The following is a 14,779-nucleotide window of genomic DNA, read 5'->3' as shown; positions in this document are numbered from 1 at the left end:
GACTCTATTTCTCTCAATCCGGTCTTTGCTCATAGTTCCTCTAGGTTGCCGTCCTGCACGACAGCAACCAAGTCCAATGCCCCATTGAGGAAGACGAGGTCGGCACGGCTGCCCGGTTTAAGCGAGCCGCGCTCTGCCTCGATGCCAAGGAAGCTCGCCGGTTGGAAAGTCGCCATGTTGACCGCGATGTGAAGGGGCAGGTCGAGTTCACGGACCCCTCGGCGTACCGCATCGATCATCGTGAGATTGGATCCGGCTAGCGTCCCTGCATCGTCCTCGCACCGGCCGTCCCTGACACGGATCGTTTTCCCGTCGAACTGGAAACTGGTCGCGTCCGTCCCCGCGCAGCTCATAGCGTCCGTGACGAAGATCATGCGTCCGTCTGCCTTGGCGCGAATGGCGAGGCGGAGCATGGCGTCGTCGACATGATGGCCATCGGCGATCAGTGTGCACCATGCTTCGCTCTCGAGCGCAGCCGCAACCGGGCCCGGTGCCCGGCTGAGCATGGGGGGCATGGCGTTGAAGAGATGCGTGAACCCGGTGACGCCCGCCTTGAGCGCGTCAACTGTCTGCGCATAGGTCGCAGCAGTGTGGCCCGCCGCGAGCTTCACGCCGCGGGAGGAAAGCTGCCGCAACAGCTTGGCCGGGACCTCCTCGGGGGCAAGTGTCATCATCAAGGATCCGCCCTTCGGGGCTTTCAGGCGATCGAGCAATTCGGCGTCAGGTGTCTGGAAGTGGGCGGGATTGTGGATGCCGTGCCTCTGTGGGCTGAGAAACGGTCCCTCAAGATGAATACCGATGAGTCCGGGAGTGTTTTCCGCAAGCCCCTGCTCAGCGGCTATCAGGGCAAGGTCGATCTTCTCAACTGTATCGGATATCAGTGTAGGGAGGAATGATGTTGTGCCAAAGTTGCGATGCGCAGCGCCGATCGCCTTGATCGCCTCCAGGGAGGGATCGTCATTGAACAGGACACCGCCTCCGCCATTGACCTGGAGGTCAATGAAGCCCGGAGCAACGGTCAAGCCGGCAATATCCCGTTGCACAACACCGGCCGGAAGATCAGCGTTAGCACAGACCTTCGTGATTTTTCCGGCGCTCACGACAAGGGCGTGACCTTCCAGACACCGGTCGGGAAGGAGAAGGGTGCCGCCAATCAGGGCGGTGGGAGTCATGCTCTGGGCTCCGCTCTTGCGCTCGGTCACTTAGCCGATGCCGCTGCGTCTGTCCCCTTTTTCTGGCGCGCGAGTGTTTGGGCGATCGATCGTTTGAGGTCGTCCGGCTTGACGGGCTTCGAGAGGTAATCGTCCGCACCCGCCTGAATGAGCTCCTCCCGCGCCGCGCTGAACGCGTCCGCAGTGACCGCGATAATCGGGATATTCGCCGCAGCCCCGCCAATGGATCGGATTCGCCGTATGGCTTCCACGCCGTCCATGACCGGCATCTGTTTGTCCATGAGAACCACGTCGAAATCGCCATCGATGACCGCGTTCACCGCCTCAAGGCCGTTCTCGACAATCGTCAGTGTCTCGACCTTCGTCTTGAGAATGGCCTGGATCACCATGGCGTTCACCGCATTGTCCTCCGCTGCGAGGACCCGAAGCCCGGACAGTGTCTTGTCGATGTCCACGAGCTCCTCGGCGGTCGGCGCCTTGTCAGACGCACTCGTATCGACTGAAGCCTGGACGGGTAGCTCGACTGTGAACGTCGAGCCTTCGCCTGCGTCACTCTCAACTGTAATGCTACCGCCGAGAAGGCCGGTGATCTGGCGGCAAATTGCAAGTCCCAGTCCGGTGCCGCCAAAGCTCCGAGTGCCACCAGTTTCAACCTGGCGGAAGCTCTCGAAGATGACCTTTTGGTCTTCCTTGGCTATTCCGATGCCGGTGTCGCTGATTTCGATCCTGAGCGGCATGTCTATCCCGCCCTGGACCTTCATCTTCACGACCCCCTCGGAGGTGAACTTGATGGCGTTCGACAGAAGGTTGGAAAGGAGCTGCCGCAGCAGCTTCTCGTCCGTCTGGAAACGATCGCAGCGGATATCGATATCGGTCTCGAAGGTGAGTCCTTTTTCCTCTGCCTTGGGACGCCAGAGGTTGACCACGTCAACGACGGTATCAGGCAGGTCAACCTCCGTGACATGCGCCTTGACCCGCTTCCCTTCGAAGCGCGCAACATCGAGCACATCACTGACGATTTCGTGGAGGTGTTCTGCAGACTTCAGGGCTGTCGAAAGTTTTTTCTTCGCATCCGGACCAAGATCGTTGTTATCGAGAACTGCGGCGGTCAGGTTGATGACTGCATTGAGCGGGGTACGAACTTCATGGCTGGTCGTGGCGAGGAACTCGGTCTTGGCAGAGTTTGCCTTCTCCAATTCGATATTGGAGCGACGGAGCTTCTGGTTGACACCTTCGAGTTCCTTGTTGAGTCTCTCGGTTATTCTCCGCACACGGCTAGACTGCATCGTCTGCCAGATGAAGAAGGCACTGATGGCGATGGCCAGAAGGATGATCGCTGCGGCGATGCCCTGCTCCTGCTGTCGGCGTGCCTTGATTAAGGCGACGTCGGCCTCGAGGCGTTCGGAACGGAGATTGGCAATGGTGAGCTCCTTGTTGGAGAGCTCGAACTCGGCATTCATCAGCGCAAGATTGGCAGAGGCGGCGATATCTCGCTCGATGTCCTCGAGCCGCTTGAATGCCTCAAGGTGCGCGAGCGCCGCACGCGGACGATCGGCACGGCTGTAGACTTCATAGGCGCGCTCGTGTGCAGATTTGAAGTCCTCGCTCGTCTGGGTCAGGTCGACCCCTTCGAAAGCCGCGTCGAGAAGCGCCGCGGCCTCCTGCGTTCCTCCTTCGCTCGCGAGGATCGACGCTTCGATCGCCGAGGCCACGACAGGCATACGAATCGCTTCGTTCTCTTCGATGAGGCGCTTGATGCTCTCGACGGCGCGCTTGGCGCTCGCCATGTTTCCCGCATCGAATTCCAGCGCTGCGAGATTGGTGTAGATTCGCACCGCGATGCTGGGAATACCCTGCACGGCTTCGGTGCTGAGCGCTTCGGTCAGCATGACGCGTGCTTCGTCGAACCGGCCGAGATAGCGGTAAGCGTTGCCGCGGTTTTTGAGCGAAGCGATGCGGATCATTGCGTCGTCGGGGTAGATCGCAGCGGCGCGCTCGTCATATTCGATCGCGCGCTCATACTGCCGGGCATTGGTGTAGAGCGTGCCCACGCTTTGCAGCGCGATGGCCATGTAGCGGCGGTTCTGTGTCTCCGAGAAGACCGCGAAGGCATCCTGGAAATTCTTCAGCGCCAGTCCATTGTCTCCACGGGCCCGGGCGACGCGGCCTGACGCGATGAGGAGCTTGCCATAGATGTCAGAATTGGTTGGCGGCGTCCGGTTGAGGGCGTCTTCGAGGTGAATGGCGGCCTCGTCGACGCGCCCCAGACGGAAAAGGGCTTCGCCTTCGAGCCAGGCGGCACGCAGGAGGATGTCAGGCCTCGGCTGGGGACTCGCACGTTCGGCAGCCTCGGCCCTGCGGGCAAGCGCGAGACCGGATTCCGTCTCCGACACGAGGGTTGCTTGGGCCTGGTCGAGCAGGGCATCCGGGGTGTCACCGGCCTGGAGTGCATATGAACGGGCAGGAAGAATCGCACTGATGGCGATCAGCGCAGCAGCGGCCAGCTGTAATGTCCAAACCCTCATTATCGCCTCGAACAACGAGCCTCGTCTTGCCGAGTTGTGGTTAAGATTTCTCTTCTGTCTGGCCCGACGATCAAGCGTTGCAGGCATTTGCACCGGTTGTCACGGTGGATCACCCAAGGCTCCGAATGAAAAAAGCCCGGCTCATATGAGCCGGGCTTCGTCGTTCCGGATGTCGCCGCAGTTAGAAGCCGATCGAGAAGCGCAGGCCTCCGGTTGTGGCTGCTTCACCGGGTGACAGGAAGGGACTCGTGTCGACCTGCCCGAAGAAAGACAATTGGGCGCGACCATCGAAGACGGGTCGGCCATAGAGCACTTCGCCGACATAGCGACGGTCCGCCGATCCAAGGCCGATGGTATCAGGCATCAGGCCGAGCGTGCCGGTCTGGCGGTCGATCACGCCCAGGCTTTGAACGGCGAGACTGCCTTCCTCGATGTGGAGCGGCTGAGCGAAGGAGATGCGGAGGCGGTCGTCATCGCCAAACACCCCCGTTTTCCCGAGCGCGGCCTGGTAAGCGGTCGAAACAACGCCTTCGTCACCAACCGCGAGAAGGCCGTCATCCGAACCACGACCCGTGGTCCGGCCCGCGGTTGCACTGACGGCGACGTTGAAACCGGCGCCCAGATCGCTGTCAAAACCGACCGTGACCGATCGGCTGAGAGCCTGCTCGCCGAAGCTGAGGGCGCCGACGGACTGGCCGCCGAGGAAGCCATCGGTCTCGCGCAAGGCAGTGACGCCGACATTGAGGGTCAAGCGGTCAGACATCGAATAGACGATCGCGGCGTTGGCAGCTGCAGCGCTGTAGCCTTCAGTTCCGGCGACACGTTCGGAGATTTCACCCGAGAACGGGTTGAGTACGAGGTCGGCACGATCACGGGACGAAACGCCGCCGGAGAGGGTCAGCCTTTCCGTCACAGGGAGCTGCGCCTGGAAGTAGGCACCGCCCGAAGCGAGGCCAAGCATCGGATTGACACCGCCCGTGCGGATGTCGTGGTCGGACGTCAGACCGAAAGCCGAACCGGAGAAGCCGAGCGCCCCGTCACCATGGCCGAAGCGGAAGGTCATCCCGGTTTCCGTAGCCTCGAGCGTGGCGTGGGTCTCAAAGGCGAGGTCGCCTTCGGGGACGACGAGACCGTGGGAGGGTTCACGGGCTTCAAGCGACAGGACCCAGCCTGCGTCCTGGCCGCCAAACGCGACTGTTCCTTTCGGCGCCACGTCGCTGAAGCGGCCTGATCCGGAGAAGGAGAGACCCGCGACAGCCTGGTTCTGTCCAGATGAAGCACCGACGCGGTCACCGAAATAGGCCTCGGCGTCGTTCTGGAGCGTGACGCGGGGATCGATGACGCCAGCCTCGAGGACGCCGACGGGGATTTTGAAGTCGCGGAAGGTGTCGCCGACGGTTTCGAAGACGGTGACCGTGGCCCCCCGGTTCACGCGGGCCATAAGGTTCGGGGTGAATCCGGCATTGGTGATCGAACGATCCCCACCGCCCGTACGGAAGAAGAGGGCACCAGCATCGAGCGGACGCTGCGACGCGCTGATGTTGAGAAGCCCCCAGCCGAAGACTTCATCGACGCCCGGCGCACCGAGATCGTCGGCCGACCGGAAAAGGATCTCGGCGGTGGCCTCAGGGTTGTCAGCCAGCCAAGCCCAGCGGCTCTGCAGGAGCGCGGCCGCACCAGAGACCATCGGTGTTGCGAAGCTGGTGCCCGAGGCACGACCAACGCCGTCCGGGGTGGAGACGAGAATCTGCTGTCCGGGGGCAACGAGGAAACGCTCCATCATGGGCGTGCAGCCATCGGCCGTGGTGAAGCAGGCATCCCCTGGGGTGTTCGAGAAACTTGCGATGTCGCCGCTGGGGTCGATCGAGCCGACGAGGATGAGCCGCTCGATGGCGCCGTTGGTGCCGGCCATATCGACGTCGTAGTCCTGCTCGACGCCGGTGTTGCCCGCGGCCATGACGAAGAGCGCGCTATCGGTCGCGCTTTGGACGCCAGCGTTCTGGAACACCTCTGCCCAGCCCTCCGAGAAGGCGGCGCCTTCCTCGCCGAGGGACAGGTTGATGATGCTGGCACCGGATTGGCCGACGCGGCGAATGGCGCGCATCACCGATTTCTCGTCGGCTTCGGACTGCCGGTCGAAGGGGTTGGCGAGCACGATGGACGCCTCGGGAGCAACGCCCATGACGCCTTCGCCGTCGAGCGCGCCGGCAAGGACGCCGGTGACCGCGAGGCCGTGATCCTGCCCTTCGACGATGGCACCCAGCGTCTCGGGTGCATCGCCCAGCGCGCCATTTCCTGCGAAGGCCTGGTCCACCACGCCGATGGTGACGCCTTCGCCAAAGCCCGCGACCTCCGACAGACGCGGCGACCAGTTGACAGCGCCCATCCAGTGATCCGGGTGGTCGACCCCAGCAAAGGTGAAGAGCTGATCGTTGAGGTCGATCAGGAATTGGGCGCGCTCTCCTTCCGACATCTGGAGGAAGTCGATGAAGCCGTCGCCCGACAGGCCGTGCTTGGCGAGGAATCCGGTGAGGAACCCGTCCTCGAAGCCCTTGCCCGTCTCACCTTCGATAAGCGCGCCATAGCTGGCCTCTGCACGCGCGTAGAGCGCCTGGTACTGATCGTAGGCGTTGGTGACAGCGATGGCGATCTCACCGATCTGCCGCAACTGGGCGGACAGGCCCTGAATGCCTTCGAGCGCGCCGAGGATGGATTGGACCTGCCCTTCGGCGAGCGGATCGATGTGAAGGTCGAGGGTTTCGACATCAAGCGCGCTGAGCCGGGCGTGGAGGACGTCCAGCTGGTCAGCGATCGCACCAAGTTGCTGCAGAGGCTCCAATATCAGGTGGAGATTGTCAGCCTGCGAAGGATCACTAAGCCGTTCGAAAGCGAGAAGGCTGTTCAAGACCAGAGGGTCGATGTGGAGATCCAGCGGGTCGATGTGCAGGTCGAGGGGATCGATGTGGAGATCCAGCGGATCAATATGCAGGTCGAGGACATCGAGATGGAGCGCCCGTGCCTGCAGCTGCATCGCCAGCGGGTCGATATGCAGGTCCAGAGGATCGATATGCAGGTCGAGGGGATCGATGTGGAGATCCAGGGGATCGATATGCAGATCCAGCGGATCAATATGCAGGTCGAGGACATCGAGATGGAGCGCCAGCGCTTGGAGCTGCATCGCCAGCGGATCGATGTGCAGGTCCAGAGGATCAATGTGCAGGTCGAGGGGATCGATATGCAGATCCAAGGGATCGATGTGCAGGTCAAGCGGATCGATATGCAGATCCAGAGGATCGATCCACAAATGAGCCGCCGTTAGGCTCCTCGACGGATCGAACCAGGCTGCAAGCGGATCGATATGCAGGTCGAGGGGATCGATGTGGAGATCCAGCGGATCAATATGCAGATCGAGCGGGTCGATATGCAGGTCCAGCACGTCCAGGTGCAACGCCAGCGGATCAATATGCAGGTCCAACGGATCAATGTGCAGATCGAGCGGATCGATATGCAGATCCATGGGCTGGAAGGTGCCCCAGAAAAGATCGGCCCCTCCCGACAGCATCGCCTGGTTGCCCGAGAGGGAGTCCCAGTGCATCGCCAGCGCCCCGAGCTTCAGCGGGTCGATATGCAGGTCGAGGGGATCGATGTGGAGATCCAGCGGATCAATATGCAGATCGAGCGGGTCGATATGCAGGTCCAGCACGTCCAGGTGCAACGCTAACGGATCGATGTGCAGGTCGTTTGCCTCGAAGATCCTTGTGCTGAGTATCTTCTGAAGCGGATCGATGTGCAGATCCAAGGGATCAATATGCAGGTCGAGGGGATCAATGTGGAGATCCAGCGGATCAATATGCAGATCGAGCGGGTCGATGTGCAGATCCTGCGGGGTGAACGATGCGGTATCAGCCGCTGAAGCCGCGCTACCAATCGCGAGAGCGATAACACCAGAACTTAGAAAAAACTTTTTCATCACGCTTCCTCGAACCCGACGCGGGAGGGGGCCGCGCGGAACTCTGCCATGGTTACACGGAAGTTAGTGCAGAGTTTTCATTTTTATGCAACCATAAGACACAGTTACAGCCGAGAAATCTTGAGCCTCCGGAAGGGTGGGTGACACAGTCACGCTAGCAAACATGCGGGTTTCGGCGTGATTGTTTCACAATTGAACGGACTGGCGCACTTAAGGTAAGTTGTGAAGTCGGCAATCGGCCACACGCAAAACGGGTGTAGGCCAAAGGATTCTTAAGGGTAGAACGCAGTTGCAGCATAGGCGCTGTCTGCTATTGGGCACGTTGTACAAGGGCGTGCTGCCCGGGGAGATGCCATGCGTCTGTCGATGCTGAAGGCGAAGCTGCACCAGGCTACGCTCACCATGACCGACCTTCACTATGAGGGGTCGATCGCGATCGATTCCGAACTGCTCGAAGCGGCGGGCATCCTGCCCAATGAGCGGGTCGATGTCTGGAACATCACCAATGGCGCCCGTCTGACGACCTATGCCCTGGCCGGTGAGCCGGGCAGCGGCCAGATCATGCTGAACGGCGCGGCGGCGCGCCACGCCCATGTGGGCGACCGGGTCATCATCGCTGCTTTCTGTGACGTCGATGCCGACGAGGCGCTGGAGCACGAGCCGACCGTCGTGCTGATGAATGAAGACAACACCATCAAGGACGTCATCAAGGGCTGAGGCCCCTCGAAGACAGCGCATGTTCGTCAGTGTTGTCGACTGTATGCAGTGTGTAGTATGCGGTGTGCATGATAATAGAGCGCAGCAACATCCGCGATGATATCACAGCGGCCGTTCGGGAGATGATCCTTGGCGGCCGGATCCCGGATGGCGACCGGGTGAACGAGGTCGCGCTGTCGTCCGATCTGGGGGTGAGCCGCACGCCATTGCGGGAGAGCCTGCTGCAGCTCGAAGCGGAGGGGCTTCTCGCCTCGAAGCCCCGCAAGGGCTTCTTCGTGCCGCCGCTGACCGGTTCGGAGTTCAGCCAGCTCTACGCCGTGCGGCCGATCCTCGATACCGAGGCGCTGCGCCTTGGCGGGTTGCTCCGTGACCGGACACTTGGCGAGCTTTCCATGATGAATGCGCGGCTGAAGGGAACCACCGATCCGGCAGAGGCGGTGCAGCTGGACGAGGCCTGGCACAGGCTGCTCCTGTCCCAGTGCCCCAACCGGGTGCTTCTGGGCCTGATCGAGCAGATGATGGTCCGGACACGGCGTTACGAGCTCGCGCTCTTCCGCGAGGTCCGGCAGACCTATCGGGCCGGGGACGAGCACGACCAAATCCTCGATGCCCTCCGCGGGGGCGACCTGGAAGCGGCGGCGGATGCGCTGCGGCGGAACCTGTCTTCCGGGGAGGGGCCGATCCTTGCGTGGCTTGCCAGCAGGGGCCAACAGGAGAGGGGGAGTAACCGATGATGATCGCGACACTGACGGCTGTGCTTCTGGCGCAGGCTGTGCCGGAGGGGATTTTTGCCTACCGGAAGGAGGTCTACCGTTCCCCGGTCGGAGCCATAGAGGTCGTTTGCAGGCGGAGAGAATGCAAGACTCACGCGGACGGCGAGCCCCTGGAGGTCGAACGGGAGGGGAGGGGCATCTCCTTCTCGCTTGCGAGCGGAGAGCGGTTCGAGGGCGAGATCGGACGACTAGCCATCGAGGGTTTCTGGATCCAGCCCGAGGACGGCTTCGGCGGGCAGGCAATGGCGACGCCCCTCGACCTCATGCGCTCCGCGCGTGGGACCTTCCGCGGGGAACCCCAGCCGCGCGAGCGCGATGTCCGGCTACTGATAGGATTTGGAAAGCGGGATGGTGAGTCGGTAGCCGCGATCAGAAATCCCGAGTGGAATTTCACCGGTGGTGTCATTCAGTACAAGGCGGAGGAGGGTGTTTTGTCGGCGAACCGGGGTGGGCGCGAGATCAATCTATCCTACCGCTATGACGAAGCCGCGGACACGCTCCATCTGACTTTCCCGAGGCTCGGTGAGATTGCCATGGTCCGCGCCGACAGTGCGCAGGTGGCGGATTTTCTGCCTCGCATGGGTGGGTTCAATGGGCTGACACCGATTGCCGATGGACATGGTTGGCAAGCAGGTGAGCCGGAAGCTGCCGGGTTCAATGTCGAGAGGCTAGAGGAGCTCGTCCGTATACTGGCTGAACATGACCCTCTCTCCGCACGTCCTGACCTGGTGCACAGCGTTCTCGTCGCACGGGATGGAAGGCTCGTTCTCGAGGAGTATTTCTTCGGCCACGGTCGGGAAGACGGGCATGATCTCCGCTCGGCCGGAAAGACCTTCGCCTCCATCCTCCTCGGCGCGGCCATGGCAGATGGTGCGGAGCTGGACGAGAGCACGCCCGTCATGCCGCTCCTTCGCCGGACGATCCCTGCCATTCCCGAGGGCGACGGCCGCGAGGCGATGACGCTCGCGGACCTGATGACCCACCGTAGCGGCCTTGCCTGCGATGATAATGATGACCAGAGTCCGGGTACGGAGTGGCGGCTTTGGGAAAGTGGCGAAGACAACCTCTGGGCCCAGACAGCGCGCCTGCCGATGGTGCGGCGCCCCGGCGAGATCTATGCCTACTGCTCCGGCGGTATGAACCTCGTTGGCGGTGCCCTCGCGGCTGCGTTGGAGGAGCGCGCGTTGTCCCTGATCGACCGGCTGATTGCAGAGCCGCTTGGCTGGTCTCGCTATCACTGGAACCTGATGCCGAGCGGTGACGCCTATCTGGGTGGCGGAGCGGAGCTCATACCGCGGGATTTCCTGAAGCTCGGGCAGATGGCGCTCGATGGCGGTGTCTGGAACGGCGAGCGGCTGGTCAGCGAGGAGTGGATCGAACGTTCAACGACGCCTTGGGTGGAGATCAGCGCGGCGACGACGGGGCTGTCCGAGGAAGCCTTTGGCAACATGTATTTCGGCGGCAAGGACGGTCTTGCCTGGCACATGTTCGATATCGACGTGGACGGACGGACCTACCGCTCCTTCGAAGCGGCAGGCAACGGCGGACAGGTCGTCGTGGTGGTGCCCGAGCTCGACCTCGTCATTGCGTTCAACGGCGGGAATTACGGCCAAGGCTATATCTGGGGCAGGTGGCGTGACCGCTTCGTCGGCGGTCACATCATCCCTGCACTGACGGCGAAGAACTAGACCTTCGCCGCGACTTTCCGGCCTTGCGGGCGGCGGTTGCCGCCGCGGCGGGGCTTCTGTGACTGGCCAGCGCCGGGCTTGCCGCGTCCCGGGCCGCTGCGACGCTGCTGCGGACGGCCCTGGTTCTGCTGGCGTTTCGCCGGGGGCAGGTCGGACAAGTCCTCCTCAAAGCCAGAAGGTAGCGGAGCGACGACGATCTTCTGCCGGATCGTCTTCTCAATGGCTCTGAGGTAGGACTTTTCATCGCCTTGCACGAGGGCAATCGCATTGCCTTCGCGGTCAGCGCGGCCTGTGCGGCCGATTCTGTGCACGTACTGTTCGGGTACGTTGGGAAGCTCGTAATTGATGACGTGGCCGAGGCCCGAAATGTCGATGCCGCGAGCGGCGATGTCGGTCGCGATCAGGACGTTCAGCTTCTTGTCGCGGAAGGCGCCAAGGGCACGCAGGCGCTGGTTCTGGCTCTTGTTGCCGTGGAGAGCAGCGGCGTCGATGTCCTGCTTGGCGAGGTAACGCACGAGCTTGTCAGCGCCGTGCTTGGTCCGCGTGAAGACAATGACCTGTTCGACCTCCTCGCGGCGGAGAATCTCCGCCAGAAGGCGCGGTTTGTCTTCGCGCTTGATGAAGTAGGCGGACTGATCGACCTTCTCTGCCGTGGTGCTTTCCGGGGCAACGGAAACTTCCACCGGGTCGGTCAGGAATTCGGACGCGAGCTGGCGGATCGGCTTCGGCATGGTGGCCGAGAACAACATCGTCTGGCGGTTCTTCGGCAGCGCCTTGGCGATCCGGCGCAGGGCGTGGATGAAACCGAGGTCGAGCATCTGGTCCGCCTCGTCGAGGACGAGGTGGCTGACGCCGTCGAGGTTGAGGGCCTTCTGGCCCATCAGGTCTTCAAGGCGGCCCGGCGTGGCGACGAGGATGTCGACACCCTGGCGCAGCCTGGCCTTTTGCGGGTTGATGTTCACGCCGCCGAAGCAGACTTCGACCGAGAGCCGCGTGCCCTTGCCGTAAGTCCGGAAGCTGGTCGCGATCTGTGCGGCAAGCTCCCGCGTCGGAGCGAGGACCAGCGTGCGGCAGCTCTTTTGCGGCGCGCGGCGCTTTTCGGCGAGGAGGCGGGTCAGGATCGGGGCTGCAAAGCCGAGGGTCTTGCCGGTGCCCGTCTGGGCGATGCCGAGGAGGTCCTTGCCTTCAAGGGCGACCGGGATCGCCTGTTGTTGGATGGGAGTCGGGCGGTCATAGCCTTCAGCCTCCAGCACTCTGGCAATGGAGGGGGCGAGCCCGAACTCGGAAAAATCACTCATAAAACTCTCACGCACAGGCCAGCATTCACACGGCAGTGCGCTTTCCTTCGCGGCGCGCGTGATGGGCCACGAACAAGAAATCGGATTGGGTCGGAGGACCGGCAGGTGCCGGTTTCACGCTGCCTCCGGTCTCTTCTTATGAAGAGGAAACACAGCGGTGCGGCAGCTCCACGACTCCGTCAACTCAATTTGGATTTTGGCCGAAGGAGCTATTCGGTGAATTGTTTTTGGTCGTATGATGCAGAAATAAGCGCGCGTGAGCACGAAACGGCCATTATCGACCTTCGCAGGTTTTCTCAACCTGCACCTGAGCGAGGGCCTCTCGGGTAGCGCGAGGGGCGCTTATCGCTTCTCCGAGCTTGGCGATAGCCCGAATTTAAGGCATCTCTTCGCTCCATGACGCGCACCATCCTGCGAGCCAGTATCCTCGCCGCCACCGCCCTCCTGCCCGCGACGTCCTTCGCGGAGGAGCTTTCCCTCGACAGGCTGTTCGCCAGCCCGAGCCTGACCGGGACCAGCCCGCGGGCCGTGGCCTACGCCCCGGACGGCTCGCTCGTCACCTTCCTGAAGGCGCGCGAAGACGACGCCTCCAGGCTCGACCTGTGGGCCTATGACGTGGAGACCGGCGAGGCTTCGATGCTGGTCGATTCGAAGCTCCTCGAGCCTGACGATTTCGAGCTGTCCGAAGAGGAGAAGGCCCTGCGCGAGCGCAAGCGGATCTCGAGCTCGAAGGGCATCGTCCAGTACCAGTGGGATTCCGAAGGCGAACAGATCCTCGTGCCGCTGGCCGGCGACCTCTTCCTCGTGGCGCTTGACGACAAGAGCGTCCGCAGGCTGACCGAGACCGAGGGTTTCGAGTATGACGCCAAGGTCTCTCCGTCAGGAGAGTACGTCAGCTTCCTGCGGGACGGCACCCTCTATGCGATCGATCTCGACAGCGGCCGCGAGCGCCGGATCTCGCCCCAGGGCGAGGGCGCCGTCTCCTACGGCACGGCGGAGTTCGTCGCGCAGGAAGAGATGAACCGCTACACCGGCAATTGGTGGAGTCCCGACGACCAGCGCATTGTCTATACGCGCACGGACGAAACCGGCGTCGACATCATCCCGCGCTTTGATATTGCCGCCAATGACGTGACGGTGATCGAGCAGCGCTACCCGCGGGCAGGACGCCCGAATGCAGTGGTCGACCTCTTCATCAAGGACATGGACAAGCGCCGCCCTGTCAAGGTGATGTGGGGCGCCTCGCCGGACACCTATCTTGCGCGCGTGGACTGGGCATCGCCGGAGGATCTCTTCATCCAGACGGTCAACCGGGACCAGACCGAGCTGACCCTCAGCAAGGTGAACCTCGGAACCGGGCAAGTCGAAGAGGTCTACACGGAGAAGCAGGACGCATGGATCAACCTGTCCGATGACTTCCATCCGCTCGCAGAGGGCGGGTTTCTCTGGACGACGGAGGAAACGGGCTTCCGGCACATTCTCCATTTCTCCGAGGACGGAGAGAAAACGCAGGTCACGCTCGGCGACTGGCAGGTGCGGGGGATTGCCGCCGTCGATGAAGAGGCTGGCGAGGTCTATTTCGTCGCCCATGTCGACACGCCGCTGGAACGGCACCTCTACCGGGTGAGCTACAAGGACCCCGGCGCGCCCGAGCGGGTGACCCGGCTCGGCTCGACGTGGTCGGTGTCGATGGCTCCGGATGCAGGGAGTTTCGTGGCGACTTCGTCCAACTCCTCGACGCCGCCGCAGACCGGGCTCTATGACGCGGACGGCGAGCGGATCACCTGGATCGAGGAGAATGCCCTCGACCGAATGCATCCCTACTACCCCTATCTCGACGCCCACCAGACCCCGGAATTCGGCACACTGACGGCCGAAACGGGCGAGGCGCTCTATTACTCTATCCTGAAGCCTCACGATTTCGACGAGAGCAAGGAATACCCGGCGATCCTGCGCGTCTATGGCGGGCCGGGGCCGCAGCTCGTGACCAACAGCTTCGGCCGCTGGTTCCTGTTCGACCAGTACATGCAGCAGCAGGGCTATGTCGTTTTCACGATCGACGGGCGCGGCTCGGGCGGCCGGGGCAAAGGCTTCGAGGACCATCTCTACCGGAACATGGCGGGCGTCGAGGTGACCGACCAGCTTCAGGGCACGGACTTCCTGGCCTCTTTGCCTTACGTGGACGAGGACCGCATCGGTGTCACCGGCTGGTCCTATGGCGGCTACATGACCCTGCACCTCGCGCTGCGCGCACCGGAAGGGACCTTCGCGGCTGCGGTCTCGGGCGCGCCGGTGTCGGACTGGTCGCTGTATGACACGTTCTACACGGAGCGTTACATGGATACGCCGCAGGACAACCCCGAAGGCTATGAGCGCTCGTCCGTGTTTCCCTATCTCGGACAGCTCGAGACGCCGCTGCTCATCATCCACGGCATGGCCGACGACAACGTGACGTTCGACAATTCGACACGCGTGTTCGCAAGGCTGCAGGCGATGGGCAAGGACTTCGAGATGATGACCTATCCGGGCCAGCGCCACTCGATCCATTCTGGGCCGCAGGGACAGCACCGCTTCACCCACTCGATGCGGTTCTTCGACAGGCACCTGAAGCCGGGTGAATAGGGAAAGGAAAGGGG

General features: G+C 62.4%; 8 protein-coding genes. 4 read left to right on the top strand and 4 right to left on the bottom strand.

Features of this window, described 5'->3' with window-relative positions:
• Window positions 1-29 precede the first annotated feature (29 nt).
• From nagA to IE053_RS13750, 3 genes are all read right to left on the bottom strand, one after another.
• A complete protein-coding gene (gene nagA / locus IE053_RS13760) occupies window positions 30-1,172 on the bottom strand; it encodes an N-acetylglucosamine-6-phosphate deacetylase (RefSeq protein WP_189577086.1) in 1,143 nt (380 codons plus the stop codon).
• A 26-nt stretch (window positions 1,173-1,198) separates the two neighbouring features.
• Window positions 1,199-3,697, bottom strand: a complete 2,499-nt coding sequence (locus IE053_RS13755) for a tetratricopeptide repeat-containing hybrid sensor histidine kinase/response regulator (protein ID WP_189577084.1) — start codon at window positions 3,695-3,697, stop codon at window positions 1,199-1,201.
• Window positions 3,698-3,878: 181 nt separating this feature from the next.
• On the bottom strand, window positions 3,879-7,667 hold the full coding sequence (locus IE053_RS13750; protein ID WP_189577082.1) for a S8 family peptidase: 3,789 nt from the start codon (window positions 7,665-7,667) through the stop codon (window positions 3,879-3,881).
• Between the two features lie 354 nt (window positions 7,668-8,021).
• Between IE053_RS13750 and panD the strand changes: the two genes are divergently transcribed.
• From panD to IE053_RS13735, 3 genes are all read left to right on the top strand, one after another.
• Window positions 8,022-8,384 carry an aspartate 1-decarboxylase gene (gene panD / locus IE053_RS13745; protein WP_189577080.1) on the top strand — a complete coding sequence of 121 codons (363 nt, stop codon included), beginning with the start codon at window positions 8,022-8,024 and terminating at the stop codon, window positions 8,382-8,384.
• A 68-nt stretch (window positions 8,385-8,452) separates the two neighbouring features.
• On the top strand, window positions 8,453-9,118 hold the full coding sequence (locus IE053_RS13740; RefSeq protein ID WP_189577078.1) for a GntR family transcriptional regulator: 666 nt from the start codon (window positions 8,453-8,455) through the stop codon (window positions 9,116-9,118).
• On the top strand, window positions 9,115-10,845 hold the full coding sequence (locus IE053_RS13735; protein WP_189577076.1) for a serine hydrolase domain-containing protein: 1,731 nt from the start codon (window positions 9,115-9,117) through the stop codon (window positions 10,843-10,845). Before IE053_RS13740 ends, IE053_RS13735 begins: the two co-directional genes overlap by 4 nt.
• Here the strand turns inward: IE053_RS13735 and IE053_RS13730 are convergent.
• Window positions 10,842-12,143 carry a DEAD/DEAH box helicase gene (locus IE053_RS13730; protein WP_189577074.1) on the bottom strand — a complete coding sequence of 434 codons (1,302 nt, stop codon included), beginning with the start codon at window positions 12,141-12,143 and terminating at the stop codon, window positions 10,842-10,844. The genes IE053_RS13735 and IE053_RS13730 overlap by 4 nt on opposite strands.
• A gap of 396 nt (window positions 12,144-12,539) precedes the next feature.
• On the opposite strand from IE053_RS13730, the gene IE053_RS13725 reads away from it, so the two are divergent.
• Window positions 12,540-14,765, top strand: a complete 2,226-nt coding sequence (locus IE053_RS13725) for a S9 family peptidase (RefSeq protein ID WP_189577072.1) — start codon at window positions 12,540-12,542, stop codon at window positions 14,763-14,765.
• Window positions 14,766-14,779 lie beyond the last annotated feature (14 nt).

The sequence above is a fragment of the Parvularcula lutaonensis genome (assembly GCF_014651915.1).
Classification (GTDB): domain Bacteria; phylum Pseudomonadota; class Alphaproteobacteria; order Caulobacterales; family Parvularculaceae; genus Parvularcula; species Parvularcula lutaonensis.
The sequence above is the reverse complement of the archived record's forward strand: the minus strand, read 5'-3'. Positions and strand labels throughout refer to the sequence as shown.